The sequence below is a fragment of the Solibacillus merdavium genome (assembly GCF_014836935.1).
Taxonomy (GTDB): Bacteria; Bacillota; Bacilli; order Bacillales_A; family Planococcaceae; genus Solibacillus; species Solibacillus ferritrahens.
This window is the reverse complement of the sequence record NZ_JACSPW010000014.1, coordinates 58,136-83,235: the sequence shown is the minus strand read 5'-3', so window position 1 is coordinate 83,235 and position 25,100 is coordinate 58,136. Positions and strand designations below refer to the sequence as shown.

Sequence of the window (25,100 nt, the reverse complement as noted above, 5' to 3'; positions counted from 1 at the left end):
TAACCAGTCCACAGGAGTTTAATTTTGTTTATTTACCAATTTATAGTAGTTTTATTCACGATAATACTGTATGATACATAGTATATAATAATACTGTATGACATACATTATTATGGAGTGAGGTGTTTTAGTGAGCAATTTATTGAATTCCTTAAAAATAGAGCTTAGAAGAGGGACTTTGACACTAGCGGTTCTAAGTCAATTAAGAACCCCACAGTATGGATATTCATTAGTTCAATCATTGGAAGGAGCAGGGATTTCCATTGATCAAAGTACTTTGTACCCTTTACTACGTAGATTGGAAAAGCAAGAACTCGTTTCAAGCAGTTGGGACACATCAGAGAGTAGACCTCGAAAATATTATGTTTTAAGTGAATTTGGCTTGGAGATCTTTTCAGAATTGAAAAAAGAGTGGATTAATAATTCTAAGGAACTGTATTCCTTATTAGGAGAGGGAGATGACGATGAGAACGAATTTAATTGAAGTTTACATTCAAGAAGTCACTAGAAGGTTGCCTGAAAAAATGCGTTCAGATATTGCACTTGAATTACGCTCAACGATTGAGGATATGCTGCCTAACCATCATACCGTGGAAGATGTTAAAGATGTGCTTAATCAGCTAGGTAATCCAGCGATATTGGCAAACGGGTATAAGGATCAGCCAATGCATTTAATAGGTCCACGCTATTTTGATGTTTATATGTCATTATTAAAAATGATTGTACCAATAGCAGCTGTCGTTTCATTAATAACAATTATCACAAAATATTTCATTGGTTTCAGTGGTGAAGAGGCGCTATTAAATAGCATTTTATCCCTTATCGGAGAAGGTATCTGGACGTTGATCCAAGTAGGAATCCAAGTCTTTTTCTGGCTAACTATCACTTTTGCTTTATTAGAAAGATTTGATAAAGATAAGGAACAGCTGCCATTAACTTCAGGTTTAGAAAAATGGACCGCGGAGGATCTGAAAAATGTTGCATATATTTCTAAGAAAAAAACAATTTCGAAATTAGAAATTTTCGGGAGTTTAATGTGGACGGCTATTTGGGTGACGCTTTACTTTTATGCTAACCAGATTATAGGAGTATATGAAGGGGATGGCGGTCCATTAGAATTTGTTATGCCAGCATTAAATCAGGATGTTTTACAACAATATGGGCTAATCGTTCTTATTATCGCTGGTTTGGAGATTGCATTTGCTCTTTATAAGTTATTGAAGGAACAATGGACAAAAAGAATGGCTATTGGAAATACATTACTTGAAGTAATTTCAACGATTGTTTTCATTATTATTTTAATAAAACCTAATTTTTTGAGCGAAGAATTTGTTGTTTATATAACTAATTTGTTTACGATTACGAAAGAGCAATTCAATGTATGGCTAATAGGGGGTACAATTATTATTTTAATAATTACTGCTGCCGCTAGTATTTATGATGGGTTCAAAAAAGCGAATATTCGATAAATATTTCCGGATAATTAAATTAAAAAAAGAACGTATTCCTTTAGGAATCGTTCTTTTTTCTTTATAAAACAAAAGAAAATATGAATCGAGAACTCTTTCGCTATAATATTTTACAATGTTATATAACAATGGAACATGCAAAAAAAATGCTATTTAAAATATGAAATTATATATTTTAGGGGATTTTATCAACAATCTTTATTATTTTTTATTTTCTTATTATTTTAAATACTATTGCATTTTTTATTTATCTAAGTAAAAATGGTAGAAGAAATAGTAATGTTTAAGACGAAATATTGTTATTTTAAAACAAAATTTAGGAGGAAAAGAGATGTTTTCGACAACTTGGAATCGGTTATGGGAAATGCATGACCAAGTGAAAGATTTGTTTACTTTTTTCATAAAACCAAATTCTTCTAAAATCGCTACTAATGGAAGTTCCGGGAAAACAGGTAGTGAGGGTTCTGGTAGTGGAGGCGGTTATACTCCACGCAGTTATACAACAGCACAAACAGTTGGCCTTATATTAGGACCGGTATTTTTTATTTTAACGTTGATGTTTTTTAATCCTGAGGGTCTTACTCCGGAAGCTAAAGGAATTTTGGCAAGTACGATTTGGATAGCAACATGGTGGATAACGGAAGCAATTCCAATCCCTGCTACATCATTATTGCCGCTTGTATTGTTTCCTTTAACAAATAGTTTGGACATTAAAGTAACTTCATCCTCTTATGGAGATGAAACAATTTTCCTGTTTATGGGTGGATTTATGATTGCTCTTGCAATGGAAAAGTGGAACTTACATAAACGCATTGCTATCTCGATAATTTCAATGGTCGGTACAAATATGGACCGAATTGTACTTGGGTTTATGATTGCAACAGGATTTTTATCTATGTGGATTTCAAATAGTGCCACGGCAATGATGATGATTCCAATTGGACTTGCTATCATTAACCAAGTAGCAGACGGTTTGAAAAATGACCCGAATATCGATATAGATACTTCTCCGCAACGTTTTGCTTTTGGTAAAGCATTGATGCTCGGGATTGCCTATTCAGCGTCTCTTGGGGGAATTGCTACATTAATAGGAACGCCACCGAATACATTACTTGCAGGTGCAATCAATAAAATGTATGGTATTGAATTATCTTTTGCTGGATGGATGCTGTTCGGGGTACCATTTGCATGGGTATTCATCTTCTTCACATGGATTTACCTTGTAAAGGTGGCTTTCCCGTCTAAAATAAAAACTTTACCTGGCGGACGTGCTGTAATTGATAAAGAAAAAAGAGATTTAGGTAAAGCATCTATCGAAGAGAAGATTGTCTTTGTTGTCTTTATACTTGCTGCATTTTCTTGGATTACCCGTTCATTCTTCCTAGGTAAGATTATTGTCGGACTATCTGATGGGATAATCGCAATATTTTTCGCCATCGTATTATTTGCGATTCCTTCTGTGAATCGTAAAGGCGATCGCATAATGGATTGGCAAACGGCAGTGAAGTTACCATGGGGTATTTTGCTATTATTCGGAGGGGGCCTTGCAATTGCTTCCGGTTTTGTGAGTACAGGATTATCTGAATGGATTGGTTCACAGCTTATGGGACTTGATGGTGTAAATGTAATTGTATTAATATTCCTAGTTACAGCACTTGTTCTTGCTTTAACTGAGATTACTTCGAATACAGCGACGGCATCTATGATGTATCCAATTATGGCATCACTTGCTGTTGCTTTAGGTATCCATCCTTATGCATTAATGATTGCAGCTGGTGTCGCAGCGTCATGTGCATTCATGCTTCCGGTTGCTACACCACCAAATGCGGCAGTGTTCGGTTCAGGATATATTAAAATTACAGATATGATGAAGGCTGGTTTTGCACTAAATGTCTTCGCTGTCATATTAATTACATTGTCTATCTATTTCTTACTCCCTGTTTTGTGGGACATCGATTTAAATACAGTACCAGAAGTGTTCAAAGTAATGAAATAAATATAAAAAGGTGAAATCGCATCATTGGATTTCACCTTTTTTACATTAAAAATATATTTACCAAACTGGCGACCATGATTTTAAAAATTGTATTGTCCTCTCTTTACCGATGCTAATTAATTTATTTTTTGTTTTTTCATCCAAATCAAATTGAGTTGTACTATAATCTTCAACAGGAATAAAGATAATATTTTTCACATGTTTTCGGGCAATATAACGGTTATCATGAGCATTTTGCATTGTAGTAAATAACGCTTCAAATAATTGAATTGCGTTGTTAATTTCATGCGGTGCTCTATCCTCGCTTGAACTGCTTAGCTTCATTCCGAGAACTGGGCGCTTTTTGTGACCGTTATCATAAATCCACAGAGGGAAATTACTTAAAACGCCGCCATCTACAATTACAGATTCGCTTTTTCCGTTTTTTAAATAAACCGGTTCAAAGAAAAAGGGAAGACCGCAACTCATCCGTAATGCCCGAGAAATCGGAAATGTGCTGCCATCTATGTTGTAATGATGCAGATCATCAGGCAACACAATCATCTTCCCGTTTGTTAAATCGGAAGCAACGAGTTTTAATGAATCTTTTGGTAAGTCACCAAATGTATAAATCCCTTTTGTCGCTAGTTTTTCGAGAAACCAATTTTCCAAAGCCCTTCCTTTATACAAGCCGAACCGTTTATATAAGTTGAGCCACTTTAAAAACGGGAATTCTCGCGTCATTTTTGGAGGATCTAGCAATACTTTTAAATTTAGTTCATCAAAAATCACTTCAAGTTCTTGTGCATTAAATCCTGCTGCGATAAATGTTGCTAAAATAGCACCCGCGCTCGTACCAGCTACCCTTTCAAACTTTATGCCTTTTTCTTCTAGTGCCTGAATCGCTCCTACATATGCAAATCCTTTAATACCACCACCGGAAAATACCCCGTCAACAATCATTTACTCTCCCTTTCCTGTTTATGTTAGAGGTCGAATTGATAATTTAAAAATTATGGAACAACGCTTCAAGTGAAGGTTTATAACACATTATATGATAATAAAACGAAAGTGGGTTTATCAACATATAGCTAAGTGGAATTGATTATATTGGCTAACAGATAAGGAAAGTATAATTGGGTTTCAAGTTTTTATGAAAATGAAAAGGCTGTTCGAAAATATACTTCGAACAACCTTATTTATAATGATTTATTGCTGTTGAATAAAAATCACTTGATCATATCCGCATTCGTTACAAGTTAATAAGTGTGGACAAATTTCATTTGCTGTAGTATATGGATAGCCATCACCCATTTTAATGGTTTCTTCATCATTGTAATGTCCGTATGGATCTAAATAATCGGATACCTTTCCTTCATCATTTAATAGAATATGGCATGTTCGACAATATTTCTCCACTTCATGTAAACCATTGCATAACGGACAGACTGCCATATGCATCCTCCTTTTTGGATCATTCCTATTTATGTAATATGGCACTTTTTAGTTCACTAATAAACATGTCGTAACTATTTATAATTGCTAACTTTTATCCATATGAAAAGAAGTTAGGCGAATGCTCAATTTACCGAAAAATATTTATTATAATAGGCGCTCACCACTAATCTTTTCACTCCATATGCTATATAAAAAAGAAAAGAGGAAGAGTATGGGAATTGAATTAACAGCTCTCCACTGGATTTATGTAGCATTTATAGCTCTTATTATTATTTTCATGGTAAAGCGACTCGATACTTCACTAATTAGTATTTTAGGAATATTCGTTATCGCATTCGTCGCAACAGGAGAATTCATTTCTTCTATTAGCGGGGTTTTTAACAGCTTTATTTATGCGATTACAGAACTTTTATCTACTATTTTAATTATTTCTATTATCGTAGCGATGAGTCGGGTGCTTACAAAAACAGGTATTAATGAAGTAATGATCGCACCATTTACAAAAATTATAAAAAATCCGACACTTGGGTTTTGGACTATAGGTATATTAATGATGGTCATTTCATGGTTTTTCTGGCCTTCACCCGCTGTTGCCCTCCTCGGAGCCGTTCTGTTACCGGTAGCTATCCGAGCTGGACTTCCAGCACTTGGGGTGGCAATGGCGATGAACTTATTCGGTCATGGTATTGCGCTGTCCAGTGATTTCATTATCCAAGGTGCACCGAAATTGACTGCCGATGCAGCAGGAATTCCGGTAGGAGATGTGGTCACGGCGAGTATCCCACTTGTTATAACAATGGGTGTTGTGACGACTGCAGTGGCGTTCTATCTTTTAAAACGGGATATGAAACGAGGAAATATTCCATTGGTAGGAACGTATGATAACAGCACAGAACAGGAAAAACCTGATAATTTACTGTCGATGAGACAGAAAAAAATCTTTGCCCTTTTAATTCCGGTTGCATTTTTACTCGACGTTGTGGCAATGTCTCTTTTTAATCTACAAGGCGGAGATGCGACTGCTTTAGTGGGAGGAACTTCTGTATTTATATTGCTCCTTCTTTGTGTTGTAGCCTACAGAAAGAAAGGGCTCGATCAAACGACCGAATATTTTATTAAAGGGTTTCAGTTTGGATTTAAAGTATTTGGTCCGGTAATCCCAATTGCGGCATTTTTCTATTTAGGGGATGCAGGATTTCTTACAATTATAGGAGATCACTTACCCGAATCCTCACATGGCATAGTCAATGATTTGGGTATGGGGTTAGCGGCAATTGTCCCATTAACTACAGAAATTGCTGCTATTACTTTGACAGGGGTAGGGGCAATTACGGGGCTCGATGGTTCAGGGTTTTCAGGGATTTCACTTGTAGGGTCAATCGGAAGTTTATTTGGTACGGCGATTGGTGAAGGAACTGCAACTTTGACGGCACTTGGACAAATTGCAGCTATTTGGGTAGGTGGCGGTACACTAGTTCCTTGGGCGCTTATTCCTGCAGCGGCAATTTGTAACGTTAGCCCATTTGAGCTCGCTCGCCGAAATCTTGTACCTGTAGTAGTGGGGTTAATTGTTACGACAATTGTGGCGATGTTTATTATTTAATTTGCCTGAAGCTTATGAAAACGGATATTGAAGGAACGCCTAAATGAAGTGAAGAATAAACTATATGAAATTAGTAAAGAAGGATGGTATATTTTGAATTTTAGTGAACAGCCTGTTAACCCAGCTGATCCAAATACAATACCCAAATTTATAGATAAATTAGTAAAACCGCCTACTGCAAGACCGAGAGCAAATAAAAATTATCCGGCAAATTCCTATTATGAAATACAAATGCTAAAGTCAAAGCATCGATTCCACAAAAACTTTCCTTTTACCGAGGTGTGGGGATATGATGGCATTGTTCCGGGGCCGACGATTGAAGCGAAAAAAGACTACACGACATATGTGAAATATTTGAATAGACTTCCGGAAAAACATTTCTTGCCGATTGACTATAGTTTGCATGGCGTAAACAATTCCGCCGAAGTACGGACCGTTGTTCATTTGCATGGAGCGAATGTTGCTTCTGCAAGCGACGGTCACCCTGAGGCATGGTATACGAAAAATTACGCAGCTACAGGTCCAACCTTTAAACAGGAAGTACACGAATATACAAACCACCAGCCTGGTACAACATTGTGGTATCATGACCATGCAATGGGGCTTACTCGATTGAATGTCGTTGCGGGTCTTGCTGGTTTTTATTTGCTTCGTGATTCCTCGGAAGAACGTCTACAACTGCCAAAGGGGAATTACGAAATTCCTTTACTCATTCAGGATAAATCTTTCAATGAAGATGGTTCTATTTTTTACCCTACAGAACTAGATCCACCATTTCCCCTTCCCGTTCCTGACCAGCTTCCATTGCCAAACCCGACTGTCACGTTAGGCTATGTCGGTAATACGATACTCGTTAATGGAAAGGTATGGCCTTTATTAAATGTTGAGCCAAGAAAGTATCGCTTCCGCATACTGAATGGTTCAAACCGGAGAAGCTATAACTTGCGTCTCTCCAATGATGAGAAAATAAGCCAAATCGGAACAGATGGTGGGTTTTTAGCTGCCACTGTAGATATTGGTTCAGTTGAATTAAACCCAGCAGAACGGGTAGATGTTATTATTGATTTTAGTAATTTTGCCAATGAAGAGATAATTTTAATGAATGATGACGATGAATTTGCTGATGATCATACGAACGTTATTATGAAATTTAATGTAAACTTGCCATTAAAGGGTGAGGATACAAGTCAAATCCCGACATTATTGGAACCTGCAATGGATTTGCATGAGCATCATGCACATACGGTCCGGGATCTTCCTTTAACAAGTACGTTAGACCGTTATGGCAGACTTATGTTGTTATTGGGCGATAAAATGTATCATGATCCCGCAACAGAAAAACCAGCTTTAGATAGTATTGAAGTTTGGAACTTTATCAATACTACAGCAGTCCATCACCCGATTCATGTTCATCTAGTGCAATTTAAAATACTTGAACGTAGACCTTTTAATGTAGATCTTTATGTAGCAGAGGGGAAATTGCAATTTACAGGGCCTCCGGAAGAACCGCATGAATATGAACGAGGCTGGAAAGATACTGTAAAAGCAGATATAGGAAAAGTAACAAAAATTATTATGCACTGGAAGGAGCATACGGGGGATTATATATGGCATTGTCATTTTTTAGAGCATGAAGATCATGATATGATGCGCCCGATTCGTGTCATTAAAGACGCACATCCCGTAACACCTCCTCATATTAACGATCATTAAAAGAGTGAGGATAGGACAGAAATAGTAATTTCATAGGATAAGGAAAAGACCCTTATTAAGAAACGATATTTTATGAAATTGATTGGAATGGAGGGCGACTCCTGCGGGAACAGCACGACGCCTGAGACTACAGGCTCAGGCCGTGCCCGCGGAAAGCATCCCGGAATGGAAAGCAATTTTTACGCCAGCAAAAAAATGCCATTTTTCTCAGGGAGAAGAATGGCATTTTTGGGTTATGTCCCAGTCTCCTAAATATTGTTTATAACTTTATTAGAGTACTAACACTTTTTCCGCCGTCATTCTCCCAGCGATTAATATCCAATTGTTCATCAGAACATCTCATGATATACATCATCCTTTTTAAGTATTTTCATTGCGGGAAGCTTCGTTAAAGAGTGGCGATTTCAATAATGCCAGTTTTGATATACATAAGGCATTTGTTGGCTATGGGGCGCACATTGTGAGCAATGATACTGGGGATATAAATATTGAGGGAATATTTGTTGCGTCTCTTTAGAGCAATCCGTATAGGGTCCTATAAAGGTATTTGGTTTCACAGGACTGATGGCTTGGTTCCATTCATTTTCATTGATGCAATAAGTTTTAGATAAGATATTGGGTGGAGTTAATTTTAATAAATCAGATCCTAATATTACTTCAGGAGTCGGTGCATTAAAAATTGCTAAAAGATGCGTGTCATCAACAGTAGCTACTTCATAATGCCACCAACCTTGTGGAACATTCGCCACTTGTCCGGGTGTAAGCGGATAATGGAGAAGCTGTTTTGTGAAAGGATTTAAGATAGATACGGTAACAGCACCAGAAATACAATAAATGAGCTCTGCTGCATTTTGATGATAATGCGGTTCAATTATATTATTGGCACTTAAATATATATCCAGCAAGGACACATTATCCAATGTATTTAACTGTTGTACACCTAATACGTTTATAAAGTTCTGATGGTCTTTTTTAAATAATGTGCTTTTATTTATGTCAAAAGCGAATTGAGTAGATGGAGATGTGTAATCTATAGATGACGCCATTCTTTCTTCACCTCGTATATAAGTTTAAAACTGGATTTCTAGTTATATTATGCTTATTTACCTCTTTTGGTGTACTTAAAAAGGTGCCTAAAAAGCCATATGCCTCTCACTAGAAATGAGAGGCATACAAGTTATATTAAATATCAATTATTAACAGCCATCCTACTTAGAGGACTTGATTCATCAATAATATCGGTTAAATCAAAAACAGAAATCGGAAACATCGGCAAGCCTACGTAATAGGGGGTAATTTCGTATAGCTGGAAATAGATTACTAGTGTTTTATCCGCTATATAAAAATCCTGGTTTGGTTGAATACCGGTAAAATCATCCAGCAGGGGAATATCCCGCTCGTGAATTTGAATATTTACAAGACTGGAAATCCGTTTGATATAGTCACTGCCAGGGATAAATAAATCCTCTAACTTACAAATCTTCTGTTTTTCTAAATCAAAGTTCAATGATTTGATATAGGTCATTCCGTGAGCAGCCTTTTGATGATACGTATAATTGGAAAGCGATAAGCTTAATATTTGTCGCTGATTGTTTTTTATTTCATAAAGACCTAGCATTTCTTCTACTGTTGTCGGCATATCACCAACTTGTTCAGAAATCAGCTTTTTCACTTGTTCTTTAATTGCCTCGTTCATTTTATTTTCCCAAAAATTATTCTCAGTAAAAAATACATACGGATAATACACTACCTGGTTTTTGCCACAATCCAAACGAAGCGTACTTATAGGCAAAGGACCTATTTGTAGAATGTTTGCACTCCCTTTATGATTTTTTCTCCAACCTGGAAACCACAACCTATATATTGTTATTTATATGTAAAGCTAAATACTTTATGAAAATGTCTGCAACTAAAAAGATATTACATTAAGTCCAATCATAAAATGAGTCAGAAAAGGGTTTTACGCTATTTATCAAAGGAGTAGAGGCTACTGGATAAACAAAATAGTAAGTACAGATGGATTGTATTTGCTTCGGTATTGCTTACGTATTTGCTTATGGCAAGTCAAAGAACCGCACCAGGATTGATTACGGATCAGTTAATGAACGATTTTAGTATTACCGCTACGACTATCGGATTTATAACAGGTGTGCAATTTTTTGTTTATACAAGCTTACAAATTCCGATGGGAATATTAGCTGATCGTTTTGGACCGAATTTCTTTCTTATTTTGGGAGCAGTTATAACAGGTATTGGAACGATTTTTTACAGTGTTGGAACACATGAATATGTACTGTTTCTATCACGCATTTTAACTGGATTAGGCGACGCGACTATTTGGGTAAATATGATGCTTATATTAGGGCAGTGGTTTCATAAAAAGGAATTTGTTCGACTAGTAGGTTTTGCCGGTATGACAGGTAGTTTAGGTTTTTTGTTAGCTACTGTTCCGTTTTCTGCATGGATACAACTACTTGGGTGGAGAGGGGCCTTTTTCTCGTTAGGGGCCATCGTATGTTTATGTGGCTTACTTCTTTATATCGTCCTTATTAAAAACCCAAAACAGACTTTTATAAAACCAGTCGTAGAAAAAGAGCAAGTACTTCGTGAACGAACAGGAATAATAGTAAAAAGAATTTTTTCCAATCGTCAGGCATGGGCTTTATTTTTCTGCCATTTTGGAGTAGTTGGCGGTTATGTCGGTTTTATCAGTTCATGGGCAGTACCTTTTGGTATGGATATGTATGGAATGACTCGTTCTGAGGCAAGTCAGCTAATTATGGTCGGTCTTGTTGGTGCAATTTTAGGTGCACCTTTAATGAGTTGGATTGCGAGCATGTTCGATACTATTAAAAAACCTTATATTACCGTTCATCTAATCGTCTTATCAAGTTGGATTACTTTTTTATTATTTAAAGGATATCCATCGATTTGGTGGGTAATTATACTTTTCTTTCTAATCGGTTTTGGATACGGGGCAAGTGCATTAACGTTTGCAGCAGTTCGTCGCTCTTTCCCGCTCGAAGAATCTGGTATTGTATCGGGCTTTGCGAACACAGGTGGTTTCTTAAGTGCTGTGTTATTACCGATTTTTTTAGGGACAATATTAGATTACGTTCAAGGTAGTTCCGGAGTGTTACAAAATGCTTACTACTATGGATTTATTATTCCTGTTGTTTTTTCAGTAATTGGTTTAGGTGGAATGTTCCTTTTTAGGGAAATGCAAGCTACTGATTAGTGTATTACTATATGATTTCATCTCGTTCACATAAACCCTATTTCCTCGCGCATCCTAAAGTAGGAGGAGGTGGATTTATGGACGAGAAAAAATATACAGAGGCAGGCACCGATATTGAAGAAGTAAAGCGGTTAAATGCAGCATCCGGTCTTTCTTATAATGATGCACTTGCTTTGCTTGCTCAAAAGAAAGAGATTCAAACGGTATATGAAGTCCCACTTAAGCCATTAAGTGAAAATTTGGAAGTAGATAGCAATGCATATAAATTAAATGAAGTTCCTGGGTTAGATCGTAATGGCCCGCATTAACACTTTAAAAAGGAAGCTGTCGTGTTGACAGCTTCCTAAAAAATTAGGAGTGTTTTGATGCATCTTTTTTAGAAATGAATGTTTGACAGCATGTTTCATTTGAATTCTTTGCTTTCTCTCGTTTATCAAAGTCAAAATCAGAAGCAAACTCGGTATTCTCATTCTTACTGGCTTTATCCATATTGATTTCTATTTTTTCGGCTCCACAAAAATTCCCCTTTGCATGGAAAAAACAGTTGGATACAGTACATTTCACCTCTAATGTTGGCATAAATATCCTCCTTATTAATTTTTTTTGAAAAAGTATAAAAAGAGTATTTACTATAATATCCTTTTATATTCCTCAATATTTAATTTGTCCAATTGCACTTCTTTTATGTTCAATGAAATAAGCTACTTTTAGCCAAATGTTTTTTGTGAATGAAAAACTGTATTTAAATAGAAAAAATTGTTAAAATCAAGAAAATACATGTTTTTTTGATAAGGAGCGATGGGATGGCGATTACAAAATCATTATTTGAGCAATCTATAAAGACACCGGAAGCTAAAGCTATTATGTTTCATGATGAATCTTGGACTTATAAAGAACTTTATGAAAAATCATTAAAAATTGCGCATTACCTCGTAAAGAAGGGCTATAAAAAAGATGATATTGTTGCACAGTTTACGCTTAATTCCAATCTGTTTATGGCGATTTATTACGGTGTACAACTTGCAGGGCTTACGGTAATGCCAGTTAATACGAAATTGGCTTCACCTGAAGTGGAGTATATTTTTAAACATTCAAAAGCAAAAGTACTCATTTATGATGAAAAATTACAAGGGACAATTGACTTTCCTCTGACTGGTTTTGACGAAGTACTAACACTAGAAAAAATTCAAGCGATTATTGATACGCAAATGGAAACACAGGAATTACCAACAATGGATTTGGAAGAGACATCTGTTGTCATGTACACATCAGGTACTACGGGAAAACCTAAAGGTGTAATGCTGAGTCATCGGAATGTATTCGAAACAGCAGAAATCTGGTCGGAGTCCATGGAGATGAATGAACAGGATCGCATGTTTATTTGCACACCGTTATTCCACTGTGCAGGCAGTCATGTCTTTGCTGTACCGACAATTTTAAAGGGCGGGACAGTTATAATTGACGAGGCATTCTCACCGGATAAAACTTTAAAAAAACTTGTAGAAACAGAGACTACAATTTTCTTCGGTGTGCCGGCTATGTATACGATTTTATTAAATAAGCCAGAGCTTGCTGCATATAATTTTGAGCATTTACGATTGTTTTGTTATGGTGCAGCCCCGATGCCGTATGAACTAGTGAAGCGTTTAAAGGATACGTTTCCAAATGTAAAAGTACAAAACTTATACGGTCAAACCGAAAATACACCTGCAGCGTGTTCATTGTTAGATGAAGCGGCACTGATTAAAATTGGGTCAGTAGGAAAGCCGCTTGCTCGTACAGAAATTCAATTGCTAAATTCCAACGGTGAAATCGTACCTATAGGTGAGGTAGGGGAAATTTGTGTGAAGGGACCGCAAGTCATGAAGGGTTACTTGTTTGCACCGGAGGAAACAGCAAATACGATTCAAAATGGCTGGCTTCATTCAGGTGATTTAGGTCGTTTTGATGACGAAGGCTATTTATATATTGTGGATCGTAAAAAGGATATGATTATTCGTGGCGGTGAAAATATATATCCGATTGAAGTAGAAGAAGTACTTTATCAGATTCCTGAAATTTTAGAAGCAGCAGTCGTTGGGGTTCCACATGATGTATATGGTGAAGTTGCGAAAGCGTATGTCGTGACAAAGCCCGATAAACAGTTAACAGAGCAACAAGTAATTGAATATTGCGCAACTCAACTTGCAAAATATAAAGTACCTTACGAAGTAGATTTTATAGGGGAACTGCCACGGAATGCTTCTGGGAAAGTGTTGAAGCATACGTTGCGCCCGAAGCAAACGACCTAAAGCGATATGCTTTTAACTGATTGGAACGTAAAAAAGTGGGAGCAGATTTAGCGAAGTGTGCACCTGTTATTCAGGAAACGATGATCCGTTATGCAGAAGAAGCAGATGATGAGTATGGTCGTCGCCTTCGTGAAAATCTAAAAAATACGAACGAGTCCGGACCTCTTGGTAACCCCGATAACGATAAAGCGGTACAGCAAGCAATTGATGAAAGTAGAGAAACGGATCATCTATAAAAACTAGCCTTCTATTTAAGCAGTCCAACTAACAACTGTGCCCCTCTGTCTGTTATAATAGGTGTTAGCAAAATATTATGGAGGCAGTTATGGATAATAATGATATTTTAATCCGTGTGCGTTACGCGTTGGATTTTAAAAATAGAGAAATGATTGAGATATTTAAGTTAGGCGGAGTGAAGATTACACCAGAAGAAATGCCGAAAATTTTAACGAAGTCTTTGGAAAAAGAGGCTGAAGTACCAGTTGATTACGATCAAATGAAAGTAAACAATAAAAATTTAGAGGCCTTTTTCAATGGTCTAATTACGTATAAGCGCGGTCCTATGCCTAAAAAAGAAGGACAAGCAGTGCCAGTACAAGAAAAACCAGATCATGTGAACAATATGATCTTAAAAAAACTAAAGGTAGCGTGCCAGCTTACAACCGAAGATATGCTGGATATTCTGGATGAAGGTGGTATCGCTGTTTCGAAAGGCGAACTCGGTGCAATTATGCGTAAACCGGGTCACCGAAATTATAAAGAGTGCGGAGATAACTTTGCGCGCAAGTTTTTAAAAGGCTTGTCCATTCGTAATCGAGGATAAAATTATAAACTGTTTAGAAGGTGAATACTTTCTAGGCAGTTTTTCATTTGTAGAGGAAAATTGAAGTATGAGATAAAACATCAACTATCTATTTATGTTTGAAGTTTGATACAATGAAATGTATTGCTTTACTTTACTTCTGAGTGTAGACGTACAAAAACATAAGGAAGAAGATAAAGGCAGATCATAATTGATAAGAGGAATGGTGAACGAGCGTTGAAAACTTTTAAGAAAGTGTATATCGAAATTACAAGCGTTTGTAATTTAGCTTGTAGCTTTTGTCCACCTACAGAGCGAGCAAAAGGTCTAATAAAGGTAGAGCAATTTGCTCATATTCTAGATGAAATTAGTGGCTATACAAAATATATTTATTTGCACGTTAAAGGGGAGCCTTTACTGCACCCGCGAATTGGTCAATTACTCGACATTGCCCATGAAAAAGGCTTTAAAGTCAATATTACGACAAACGGAACTTTGATTAAAAAGAACCGCGATAAACTATTAGGTAAGCCAGCACTTAGACAAATTAATTTTTCTCTTCACAGCTTTGATGGACATGAAGGTTCTGAAAACCGGGAAAAATATTTAGGTGATATTTTGGAGTTTGTGCGTGATGTACGAGAGCATAATGTTATTATTTCGTACCGATTATGGAATTTACAGCGAAACAATGTTTCAGAGCTGGCAAACCGTAGAAACCGTGAAACACTTGAAGTTTTAGAAAATGAATACGGATTAGACTTTGAGATTCAAGAGCGGGTAGAAATGGGCAAAGGTTTAAAAATAGCAAAAAATATTTATTTAAACCAAGATCATGAATTCCGCTGGCCAAGCTTGCTTGAAAAAGCAGATGAAGGGAAAGGGTTCTGCCATGCATTGCGTACACATGCAGCTATTTTAGTGGATGGCTCTGTCGTTCCTTGCTGTTTAGATGGCGAGGGTGTGATTAATTTAGGCAATGTCCATAATCAGCAATTTGGGGATATTATCAACACTGAACGTGCACAAAATTTAGTGGATGGCTTTTCTCGCCGAGAAGCTATTGAAGAGCTATGTAAAAAATGTGGTTTCCGTCAAAAGTTTGGAATGGATTCCGAGTTACCGGACATATAAAATACTAATTTTAAACCTGATGACAGAAATGTAAATATAGTATAATTATAGTGATAAATTTACAGATTTCACTGAAGAATAGATCGTAAGCGAGTTTATGATATTGTAAAAAAACTTACAGCAAATTCTAATCGAAGTAAAAGCTCCTTATGTAAGATCATAATGTGTATTAACGACGGGTTGTTCAAAGTAAAATTTGAACAACCCGTTTTATATGGATTCTGAGCTTTTTCCTATTGTGCCTGCATAAATGTAACCGTCATTGCTTGACTGTCGTATAAGCACCACTCCTTATTTTCTACAACGGGACCGACATTTATTTGGTAACTCCTATGTCTAACTGACAATGGAATGTCATATGGTACAGGTTGTCTCTTCCCGTTATTGTATATCGCCGCCTCATGACTATGACCAAAAAATAGTAACGGCGTTTCAATCTGAGGAAATGTAGGATTAAATGTTTTATCCCACACTATTTGGTGACCGTGAATTAACGTTGCATGCTCAATTTCAAGGGCATTTTCATATTGCAGAAAACGCTCATCCCCTGTTACAAGCGCAATGCGTTCTTCCTGGTTGCCGATAATTGAAGGAAATGTTAAGAGGCGCATAAACCTATCATCAATTATCGCTGCATCTTTTAACCTTGCATGACGAATCACTTTCGCTTTTTTCTTGCCGATTTTACACTCAAATAAATCCCCTAAGCCAATAATCTCTGCATTGGGCGCCACTTGCTGTATATGATTTAACACCTTTTTTGTATTTTTATAATGCGAATGTAAGTCACTCAAAATCGCATACTTCATAAAGAATCACCACCGTATAATTGAATTTCTACAATATTATAGCAATAGTCAATAAATCGATAAAATAAAACATTTACCCCTATTTATTTTCAGAAAATTTAAATAAAATCTTGACGACTAGCAATATAGGTTTTATTATGAAGTTAAATTTCATATATTTTACATAAAAGAAGGAGTTTTACAACATTTTGTATGAGAGTAGGTAGTGGATTTGGAAAATAGTATTGAGAGAATACGTTCGGGGATGGAATTGCTGAAACCTGCTGAAAGAAATGTAGCTTTATATATTTTAAGTCATTTAGAGGATATCATACGTATGCCGATTGCTACGCTTGCTGAAAAAGCTAAAACAAGTGAAGCAACAATTGTACGGATGTGTAGAGCATTGAACTTTTCAGGATTTAAAGATTTAAAACTAAGTATTGCAACAGCATCTACTCTTGAAATCCAACAAAACCACAATTTTGAACTAGAAAAAGATTCCACGATTATGCAAATGATACAGACGATTGAAATGCATAATATCGATGCAATCCAACGAACGCTAATGATTAATGACGAAAGAGAATTGGAAAAAATTATTCATCAAATAAATAACGCGAGAAAGATAAGCTTTATTGGCATCGGGGCTTCAGCGATCGTTGCGCAGGATTTCGAACATAAGTTGAAGCGGATAAATAAAAACTGCGAAACAATATTTGATAGTCATGGGCAGCTTATTGCAGCAACACATGCAACGTGCGAGGATGTTGTTTTCGCCATCTCGTACTCAGGGGAAACGAAGGAAATTATTAATGCGCTTACAGTTGCAAAAGAGAATAAAGCAACAGTTATTACAATGACACAAAATAAACGAAATACAATACAAAGCTTTGCAGACTATGCTCTATACGTTGTTTCTAATGAAGCAGATATTCGTAGCTCGGCAACCGCATCACGCATCGCACAACTGACATTAATTGATATTTTATATACAGGAATTGCCACGTTAAACTATGAAAAATCGATTGTTGCGTTAAATCGAACACTCGAGGTAATTAAGGGTTTTTCTCGTTAATATTGGTGCTGACTATATTCATATAGTTAACATAATGAAAATGAAGGGGTGTAATGTATGTTTGTTATCAAAGAGAGAAAGCAGACTTGGTTTTTAGTAGCATTAATGAGTTTAATGTTATTGCTCGTCGCATGTTCGAATGACGAGGAATCAAACAGCGGCACTGAAGGAAACGGCAATACAGAACAATCAACGACTCCATCGGATAATACTACTACAGAAAATACAGGGGATGGTTTGTCAGGCACACTGGAAATTCAATATTTTGTTGGAGGCTATGGTGACGGATGGTGGAAGCAAGTTATAGGTGACTTCCAAAAACAGCATCCGGATTTAAAAATTGTTGAACATGCAGGTCCGAACATTAATACAGAGATGAACACACGCTGGATTTCGGAAACACCACCTGATGTCGTATATATCGATGGTGCTGGAGCTAGTGAAACACAAATGATCGCTGAAGGTCAGTTAATGGATATTAGTGAATTTGCTAAAGGAATTAAACTTGAAAATGGTACAGCTTTATTAGATAGCTTTATCTCACCGGCAGAAGAAGTAGATGGCGGGAAAATCTATAGTTTACCATTAGTATTCGATACATGGGGAACTTGGTTTGACGCGAAGTGGTTTGAAGAAAACGGATGGGAAGTACCAACAGATTTTGACAGCTGGATCAGTTCTATGGAGAAAATTAAAGCCGATACAAAAATTGCACCATTTGTAACGACAGGACAACACACACAATACTTCCACCGTGGCGTATTGAATCCGGCTTTTGCTGCAGCAGGCGGTGAAGAGTTATTAAATGACTTAAATAATGGTGTAGTAGAGGCTTGGAAAAAACCTGAAACGCTTGAAGTATTGAAGAAGGTTGAAAAAATTGCTAAAGCAGGAGTAATCGATAGCGGTTTTGCTGCCTACAATCATACGCAATCACAAATGAACTTTTTAATGCATAAAAATGCTTATATTCCAGTAGGTTTCTGGTTACCAAATGAAATGAAAAATGATACGCCTGACAGTTTTGAATTCGGCTTTACACCAACACCGATGAATGACCCTGGTAAGCCATTAGCGCTTGTACCGGATATTCGTACAATTGCAATTGCTGAAAAATCGCAAAATCCGGAAGCTGCAAAAGCATTTTTAGAATTCATTTTTACGGAAGAATATGCGCAGGCATTTGCTGAATCAACAGGTGCGATTATGAACATGAAGGACATTGATTTGTCTTCGAATACTAATGTTCAGGATTTCTTGAAAAATATAAATGAAATGATCAACAATCCAGGTGCTGTTCATACGTACAAACGTTACACACCAGATGCTGAACTGCAAAAAATAGCGGTTGAAATTACAAATGAAATTAAATTGTTAATTATTGATATCCTACTTGGTGACATTACTGCTGAAGAATTCGTCGATAAGATGGTGAAAAAAGCAGAGGAACTAAGAAAATAAGAAGCGGTCACATTCTAAAGAAGTGACTACGGGAAATGAGGTTGCTAAAAGCTTTTTAGCAACCTTATTTAATAATAGAGAAAGGAGAAATGATTAATGACCTTTTCTTCCAAAAGTAAATATTTGTTTTTAGCATTTTGTTTACTGCCGACTTTTCTGCTATTTATAATTTTTACTGTTTACCCTATGTTAGGTGGTTTGTATTACTCATTTTTTGATTGGTCCGGAACAAGTGCCAACAAAACATTTATTGGCTTAGATAATTATATTCGTCTATGGAATGACTCCATTATTAAAAAGGCGATAATAAATGACTTTTTCTTTGTATTTGTAAAAGTCATTGGGATCATGACGCTCGCCCTATTTTTTGCGGTGGCATTAACGCAGCTTAAGATTAAGGAAGCGCCATTTTACCGGATTGTATTTTTCTTTCCTAATATTATGTCTGTAGTAGTTATCGGGATTTTATGGCAGTTTATTTATGATCCGAATATGGGGATTGTAAATAGCTTATTAAATCAAGTCGGATTAACAGAATGGGCCCGGCCTTGGTTAGGTGATAAAACATGGGTACTACCTAGTATTGCGATTCCCGCCATTTGGGCAGGGATTGGATTATTTATGCTACTTATAATGGGTGGTATATCGAATGTGCCGAAAAGTTTATATGAAGCGGCAGATATTGATGGTGCATCTGAATGGCAACAATTTTGGCATATTACGGTTCCACTCGTTTGGCCACAAATTAAAACATCCATTCTCTATATTATTATTACCTCTCTTAACGGTTCATTTGTACTTGTGCAAGTTATGACGGGGGGCGGACCGGGAAGTGCTTCAGAAGTTATGGGCTCCTATTTATACCAGCGCGCTTTTGAAGATTTCCAATTTGGCTATGGTGCAGCGATTGGGGTACTAATCTTAGTTGTGTCGCTCATTACCGTTCTCGTGTCACAATTTATTTTGAAAAAAGAAAAAGTCGAATATTAACGGGGGGAATTTAGATGAAAGTAGTTTCGCAAATTTTAGTACGTATCCCGTTAATCCTATGGGCATTTATTGTAATTTTCCCGTTAATATGGATGTTTATGGGTGCGTTTAAATCGAATGCAGAAATCTTCACGTCACCTTGGTCATTTCCTACTGATTTTAGTTTTACAAATTTTGAGCGCGCATGGAATGACTATAATATCGGACGTGCATTTTTAAATAGTTTTTTTGTAACAGTTCTTGGATCATTTTTAACAATCATTTTATCCATTCCAACGGCTTATGCGTTAGAGCGTGTGCGGTCAAAATTCGGTGAAGTGCTAATTAATGTTTATTTAGCTTCAATGATGATCCCATCTGTTTTAGGTTGGATTCCTCTATTTTTCCTATTGATGAAGCTTAATTTACTAGACAATTTGTGGGCGTTATCCCTTGTTTATGCCATATCACATGTACCATTTACGATTTTCATTCTTGTTGGATTCATTGGCAATATTCCTAAAGAGCTGGAAGAAGCAGCGGTCGTTGATGGTATGAGTCCATATGGCATACTATTTAAAATTGTGACACCACTCATAAAGACAGGAATTATAACCGTAACGATTTTAAATGCCATTTCTTATTGGAACGAATTTTTCATGGCGCTAATTTTACTTCAAACGGAAAGTAAAAATACGTTAGGTGTTGCTATGAACTTACTGAAAATCGATGCACAATACGATAGTGCATGGGGTGTATTATTTGCGGGGTTATGTATTGCTGTCATACCGGTAATCATTTTCTACTCATTCTTCCAACGCCATATCGTAAAGGGTATGACAGAAGGTGCCATCAAATAGGAGGGGGATCATGTCTTTTTCAGGAGTTGACCAATTTATTGAAACAGCAATCCAAAACAAAGAACTGCCGGGTGCAGTATTGGTTGTGGCAAATGCGAAGGATGTAGTCTATTGTAAGGCATTCGGTATGGCACATATAGAAGAACAAATCCCGATGTCGGAACATACGATTTTTGATTGTGCTTCATTAACGAAAGTAGCAGCAACAGCAAGCTCAGTTTTATTATTGCTGGAGCAGGGCTTTATTGATTTAGATGATTCTATTAGCTACTACTTTCCGGAGCTTATATTGAGGCATGAAGAAGTTAGGATTCGACATTTATTAACACATACAAGCGGATTTCAGGCAGAAATCAAATTTTATAAAGAACAAATAGCAAACAAGGAGATTGTGGAACGCATTGCACAGGAAACAGGACGGAAAAATGTAGAGCAGCAGGTCATCTATAGTGATGTAAACTATATTTTATTAGGGAAACTGATAGAAAAGGTTACGGGTATTTCTTTAGAGGACTATGCCCATAAAAATATTTTTCAACCGCTTCGTATGCAAAATACCCAATTTAATCCGTCTGTTCGATTGCGGGGAAAAATAGCGGCAACTGAATACCGACCTTATTTAAACAAACATCAATGGGGTGATGTGCATGATGAAAATGCGCTCCATTTCGGTGGAGTTAGCGGGCATGCGGGATTATTTTCAACTGCTGAGGATTTGGCGAGATTTGCTCAATCTTTTATGAAAAATAACGATTCTATTTTTAAAGAGCATACTAAGCAATTAGCAAAGCGGAGTTTTACAGAGCAGCATTTGGAACAGCGTGGATTAGGGTGGCAATTGTATTCTTCGCCTTCATTTTCCGGCCAATATTTACGAGATGGTTTTGGGCATACAGGGTTTACGGGTACTTCAATTTGGATATCGGATGAGAAGCAATTAGTAATTATATTGTTAACAAATCGCGTTCATTTTGGACGAAGTTGTGAAATTCAAAGGTTTAGAAGAATTGTTCATAACTTAGTTGCACTTGAGAATGAAGAGGTAAGGTGAGCATGTGTCAGGGAAATTATGGATTGGAATCGATGGCGGCGGCACTAAAACGATTGCTGTAATCGGTAATGAAAGCGGACGTTTACTTGCAGCAGCCAAAGGGAGTTCCAGCAATTTAACAGCAATTTCAACAGAGCAGTTGTACACACTAATAAATAATCTGATTGACCAATTGTTAATGAAGACAGGTGTAGCCTTATCGGATGTTGAAACGATATTTGCTGCAATGGCAGGTGCAGATCGACAAGCTGAGCAACAGAAAATATATGATGCGTTTTTGCAATCACCAGTTCTTGCTAAACTTAAAGTTCAGAGTGATATTCATGCTGCATTAGCAGCGGGAACATGGGGCAGAGAAGGTACTTTACTTATTGCTGGAACCGGAGCGATTATATTTGGTTATGAGCAACAAAACACATTTCGTGTTGGTGGCTGGGGCTATTTATTAGGTGACGAAGGAAGCGGCTATCACTTAGGGAAGCTCGCCATTCGTTCTGTATTAAAGGCGCATGATGACAAAATGCCTTTAAAACTTTTTCAAAAAGAGATACTTACTCATTTTAATGTATTATCACCAGATCAGCTCATTACAAAAGTATATAGCAGCACAAATCCTGTAGCCGCTATTTCTTCTGTGAGCAGGATTGTGCTAGACGCTTTTGAAGAAGATACATTAGCAAAAGCCATCGTTTATACAGTTCAAGAAGCTTTATTAGAACTTATTGAAAGTGCCTACTCACGAATCGATCGAACAAAGCCGGTAGTATTACACGGCGGATTATTTTCGAATAATATATTTTATGAAGAGTTTAACATGCGTTTTTCGTCACGATTTCCTGACTTGATTGCTTTGAAGCCAACAATTTCGGGGACAGTTGGAGCTTACTTATTAGCATTACATGAAAATAAAATTGAAGTAAGTGATCCGGTTAAACAAATGATTCAACAAACATGGCGTCTATTGGAAGGTGAGATAACATGAATTACGATCAATTAACAACTGAAAAAAGGAATAATGAAACAATGAATTTGGATGTTATGCCCATCTCGGACGTACTTCAAATAATGAATAAAGAGGATATGCAGGTTGTGAATAGTGTCGAACGAGTTTTACCTACCATTGAGAAAGTAATTAAAAAAGTGGTTGAAAATTTAAGAAATGGAGGGCGCCTGTTTTATATCGGGGCGGGGACTAGTGGTCGTTTAGGTATGCTTGATGCATCTGAATGTCCTCCTACTTTTATGACTGACCCGGAGCTTGTGCAAACGGTAATGGCAGGTGGAAAGGATGCTTTTTTTCAGGCAGTTGAAAATGCTGAAGATCGTTTGGAAGATGGGATGAATAAATTAAAGGGGAAAAACATTACGCCGTTCGATTCCGTTATCGGTATTACGGCAAGTGGTACGACACCATTTGTAATGGGGGCTTTAGAATATGCCCAATCTGTCGGAGCTTTTACGGTAAGTTTGACGAGCAATGTTAAATCTGAAGTAAGTCGCTATGCGGAAGAAGCAATTGAGGTTGTCGTCGGACCCGAAATTTTAACAGGCTCAACTCGATTAAAAGCTGCTACATCACATAAAATGATTTTAAATATGATCAGCACGGCATCGATGGTGCAATTAGGTAAAGTGTATGAAAACTTAATGGTCGATGTAAATGCTAGCAATAAAAAATTAATAGAGCGGGCTAAAAGAATTGTTGTTTCTGCAACGGACTGCAAATATGAGGAAGCAGAAGAGGTGCTTGGAAAAACGAAATTTGCTGTAAAGCCGGCAATTGTCATGCTAAAAACAAATCAAAATTATGAACGAGTAAAACTTGCATTGGAACAAGTAAACGGCCATACAAGAAAGGCTATTTTACTTTTAAACAATAGTTAATAACGAGAGTTGTCATGAATAATTCTGGCAACTCTTTTTGGTTTTTTACTTAGAATTTCTGTATAGCGCGATAATATTTCTTATAAAACCATTGTTTCTGTTTTTTGTGACTGTTAATATTAAAGTGTACTAATATTCAGAAAAAAACAAAGGGGGCGGGGAGATGGGCATTTCTACAGAAGAGCATGAGATGTTTAGAAAAGCTTTACGCAAAATGCTGGATAAAGAGGCATATCCTTATTTTGAACAATGGGAGAAGGATCGGGATATTCCGCGTGAGTTTTGGTTGAAGCTTGGGGAGAATGGCTTTTTATGTCCGATGGTGAGCGAGGAATACGGAGGACTTGGACTGGATTTTGGCTATTCCGCTATATTAACGGAGGAGCTAGAACGTGTAGGAGCAGGACTTGCGAGTGGGATTTCACTTCATTCTGATATTGTGACACCATATATCGAATCATATGGAACAACTACGCAAAAAGAAAAATGGCTACCTAAAAGTGTTACAGGTGAGTATATTTCGGCTATTGCAATGACAGAACCGGGAGCAGGCTCCGACCTCGCGGGGATTCAAACGACCGCTAAAAAAGATGGGGATGTCTATATTTTAAATGGAGAAAAGACATTTATTACGAACGGGATTCATGCAGATTATGTAGTCGTTGTTTGTAAAACAAACACAAAGGCCAGCCCGGCGTATAAAGGGATTAGTTTGCTTATTGTAGAGAGCGGTACACCTGATTTTAAACGCGGAAAAAAGCTCGATAAGATCGGAATGCATAGTGCAGATACAGCGGAGCTTATTTTTGAAGATGTACGTGTACCTGCAGAAAACTTATTGGGGGAAGAAAACCGGGGCTTCTATTATTTAATGGAAAAATTGCAGCAAGAAAGATTAATCGTAGCTATTGAAACTCAAATCGAGGCTGAATGTTGTTTACAGCTAACGGTAGATTATGTAAAAGAACGTAAAGCATTCGGGAGTCGTATTGCAGATTTCCAAAACACACAATTTAAATTAGCGGAAATGGCGACGGAAATTGAGCTTGGACGTACATATGTCGACAGTTTAATCGAAAAACATATTGCTGGTAAAGATATTGTGAAGGAAGTATCCATGGCAAAGTGGTGGAATAGTGAAATGGCTAAACGCGTCGTAGCTGATTGCCTACAGTTACATGGAGGATATGGCTATATGGAAGAATATGAAATTGCGAGACGTTACCGAGATATTCCCGTAGCAGCAATTTATGCGGGAACAACGGAAATTATGAAGGGGATTATCGCAAAACAAATTTTAAAATAGTACTTACAAAGGGGATAGAA

At 36.9% G+C, this 25,100-nt stretch carries 25 protein-coding genes; 19 read left to right on the top strand and 6 right to left on the bottom strand.

All coding sequences use genetic code 11. The features are described 5' to 3' along the window. The first annotated feature begins 130 nt into the window (after positions 1-130). The 3 genes from H9632_RS14385 to H9632_RS14375 all read left to right on the top strand — a co-directional run bounded on the left by H9632_RS14385 (position 131) and on the right by H9632_RS14375 (position 3,465). Positions 131-484, top strand: a complete 354-nt coding sequence (locus H9632_RS14385; protein WP_191704760.1) for a PadR family transcriptional regulator — start codon at positions 131-133, stop codon at positions 482-484. Next, entirely contained in the window at positions 465-1,469 is a 1,005-nt protein-coding gene (locus tag H9632_RS14380; protein ID WP_191704759.1) for an HAAS signaling domain-containing protein, read from the top strand. Before H9632_RS14385 ends, H9632_RS14380 begins: the two co-directional genes overlap by 20 nt. A gap of 331 nt (positions 1,470-1,800) precedes the next feature. After that, positions 1,801-3,465 carry an SLC13 family permease gene (locus H9632_RS14375; RefSeq protein WP_191704758.1) on the top strand — a complete coding sequence of 555 codons (1,665 nt, stop codon included), beginning with the start codon at positions 1,801-1,803 and terminating at the stop codon, positions 3,463-3,465. 57 nt (positions 3,466-3,522) lie between these two features. Here H9632_RS14375 and H9632_RS14370 read toward each other — a convergent pair whose 3' ends face one another. Then, positions 3,523-4,407, bottom strand: a complete 885-nt coding sequence (locus tag H9632_RS14370; protein WP_191704757.1) for a patatin-like phospholipase family protein — start codon at positions 4,405-4,407, stop codon at positions 3,523-3,525. A 246-nt stretch (positions 4,408-4,653) separates the two neighbouring features. Further along, the gene (locus H9632_RS14365) at positions 4,654-4,899 is read right to left on the bottom strand and encodes a hypothetical protein (RefSeq protein ID WP_191704756.1); all 246 of its coding nucleotides are present in this window, start codon (positions 4,897-4,899) and stop codon (positions 4,654-4,656) included. 214 nt (positions 4,900-5,113) lie between these two features. Between H9632_RS14365 and H9632_RS14360 the strand changes: the two genes are divergently transcribed. Together H9632_RS14360 and H9632_RS14355 are read left to right on the top strand one after the other, a co-directional pair. Beyond that, positions 5,114-6,505 carry a hypothetical protein gene (locus H9632_RS14360; RefSeq protein ID WP_191704755.1) on the top strand — a complete coding sequence of 464 codons (1,392 nt, stop codon included), beginning with the start codon at positions 5,114-5,116 and terminating at the stop codon, positions 6,503-6,505. Positions 6,506-6,598: 93 nt separating this feature from the next. Next, a complete protein-coding gene (locus tag H9632_RS14355; RefSeq protein ID WP_191704754.1) occupies positions 6,599-8,218 on the top strand; it encodes a multicopper oxidase family protein in 1,620 nt (539 codons plus the stop codon). Between the two features lie 404 nt (positions 8,219-8,622). Here H9632_RS14355 and H9632_RS14350 read toward each other — a convergent pair whose 3' ends face one another. Further along, positions 8,623-9,264 (bottom strand): cupin domain-containing protein, encoded by a 642-nt coding sequence (locus H9632_RS14350; protein ID WP_191704753.1) that lies wholly within the window; start codon positions 9,262-9,264, stop codon positions 8,623-8,625. A gap of 143 nt (positions 9,265-9,407) precedes the next feature. Further along, complete coding sequence (locus H9632_RS14345; protein WP_191704752.1) at positions 9,408-9,914, bottom strand: DUF3298 and DUF4163 domain-containing protein; 507 nt, start codon at positions 9,912-9,914, stop codon at positions 9,408-9,410. Positions 9,915-10,208: 294 nt separating this feature from the next. Here H9632_RS14345 and H9632_RS14340 point away from each other — a divergent pair, with 294 nt between their 5' ends. Both H9632_RS14340 and H9632_RS14335 read left to right on the top strand, forming a co-directional pair. Beyond that, entirely contained in the window at positions 10,209-11,456 is a 1,248-nt protein-coding gene (locus H9632_RS14340; RefSeq protein WP_191704791.1) for an MFS transporter, read from the top strand. Positions 11,457-11,533: 77 nt separating this feature from the next. Continuing rightward, positions 11,534-11,764 carry a hypothetical protein gene (locus H9632_RS14335; RefSeq protein WP_191704751.1) on the top strand — a complete coding sequence of 77 codons (231 nt, stop codon included), beginning with the start codon at positions 11,534-11,536 and terminating at the stop codon, positions 11,762-11,764. Positions 11,765-11,807: 43 nt separating this feature from the next. Here the strand turns inward: H9632_RS14335 and H9632_RS14330 are convergent, their stop codons facing one another. After that, positions 11,808-12,035 carry a DUF1540 domain-containing protein gene (locus H9632_RS14330; RefSeq protein ID WP_191704750.1) on the bottom strand — a complete coding sequence of 76 codons (228 nt, stop codon included), beginning with the start codon at positions 12,033-12,035 and terminating at the stop codon, positions 11,808-11,810. Positions 12,036-12,259: 224 nt separating this feature from the next. Here H9632_RS14330 and H9632_RS14325 point away from each other — a divergent pair, with 224 nt between their 5' ends. From H9632_RS14325 to H9632_RS14310, 4 genes are all read left to right on the top strand, one after another. Next, positions 12,260-13,747, top strand: coding sequence for a class I adenylate-forming enzyme family protein (locus tag H9632_RS14325; RefSeq protein WP_191704749.1), 1,488 nt, complete (start codon positions 12,260-12,262; stop codon positions 13,745-13,747). A 35-nt stretch (positions 13,748-13,782) separates the two neighbouring features. Further along, positions 13,783-13,983, top strand: coding sequence for a hypothetical protein (locus tag H9632_RS14320; RefSeq protein ID WP_191704748.1), 201 nt, complete (start codon positions 13,783-13,785; stop codon positions 13,981-13,983). A gap of 89 nt (positions 13,984-14,072) precedes the next feature. Further along, positions 14,073-14,570, top strand: coding sequence for a YehS family protein (locus H9632_RS14315; protein WP_191704747.1), 498 nt, complete (start codon positions 14,073-14,075; stop codon positions 14,568-14,570). A gap of 216 nt (positions 14,571-14,786) precedes the next feature. Beyond that, positions 14,787-15,683, top strand: coding sequence for a radical SAM/SPASM domain-containing protein (locus H9632_RS14310; protein WP_191704746.1), 897 nt, complete (start codon positions 14,787-14,789; stop codon positions 15,681-15,683). A 233-nt stretch (positions 15,684-15,916) separates the two neighbouring features. On the opposite strand, the gene H9632_RS14305 is transcribed toward H9632_RS14310, so the two are convergent. After that, positions 15,917-16,492 carry a metallophosphoesterase family protein gene (locus tag H9632_RS14305; RefSeq protein ID WP_191704745.1) on the bottom strand — a complete coding sequence of 192 codons (576 nt, stop codon included), beginning with the start codon at positions 16,490-16,492 and terminating at the stop codon, positions 15,917-15,919. Between the two features lie 211 nt (positions 16,493-16,703). Here H9632_RS14305 and H9632_RS14300 point away from each other — a divergent pair, with 211 nt between their 5' ends. The 8 genes from H9632_RS14300 to H9632_RS14265 all read left to right on the top strand — a co-directional run bounded on the left by H9632_RS14300 (position 16,704) and on the right by H9632_RS14265 (position 25,080). Then, positions 16,704-17,549: a MurR/RpiR family transcriptional regulator gene (locus H9632_RS14300; protein WP_191704744.1), complete on the top strand. Its 846-nt coding sequence runs from the start codon at positions 16,704-16,706 to the stop codon at positions 17,547-17,549. 57 nt (positions 17,550-17,606) lie between these two features. Then, positions 17,607-19,010, top strand: coding sequence for an ABC transporter substrate-binding protein (locus tag H9632_RS14295; RefSeq protein WP_191704743.1), 1,404 nt, complete (start codon positions 17,607-17,609; stop codon positions 19,008-19,010). 96 nt (positions 19,011-19,106) lie between these two features. Continuing rightward, on the top strand, positions 19,107-20,000 hold the full coding sequence (locus H9632_RS14290) for a carbohydrate ABC transporter permease (protein ID WP_191704742.1): 894 nt from the start codon (positions 19,107-19,109) through the stop codon (positions 19,998-20,000). Positions 20,001-20,014: 14 nt separating this feature from the next. Continuing rightward, positions 20,015-20,839: a carbohydrate ABC transporter permease gene (locus H9632_RS14285; protein ID WP_191704741.1), complete on the top strand. Its 825-nt coding sequence runs from the start codon at positions 20,015-20,017 to the stop codon at positions 20,837-20,839. 10 nt (positions 20,840-20,849) lie between these two features. After that, complete coding sequence (locus H9632_RS14280; protein WP_191704740.1) at positions 20,850-21,890, top strand: serine hydrolase domain-containing protein; 1,041 nt, start codon at positions 20,850-20,852, stop codon at positions 21,888-21,890. A gap of 4 nt (positions 21,891-21,894) precedes the next feature. Continuing rightward, entirely contained in the window at positions 21,895-22,872 is a 978-nt protein-coding gene (locus tag H9632_RS14275) for an N-acetylglucosamine kinase (protein WP_191704739.1), read from the top strand. Beyond that, on the top strand, positions 22,869-23,774 hold the full coding sequence (murQ, locus tag H9632_RS14270) for an N-acetylmuramic acid 6-phosphate etherase (protein WP_191704738.1): 906 nt from the start codon (positions 22,869-22,871) through the stop codon (positions 23,772-23,774). The genes H9632_RS14275 and murQ overlap by 4 nt, the downstream gene beginning before the upstream one ends. 163 nt (positions 23,775-23,937) lie before the next feature. Continuing rightward, positions 23,938-25,080, top strand: a complete 1,143-nt coding sequence (locus tag H9632_RS14265; protein ID WP_191704737.1) for an acyl-CoA dehydrogenase family protein — start codon at positions 23,938-23,940, stop codon at positions 25,078-25,080. Positions 25,081-25,100 lie beyond the last annotated feature (20 nt).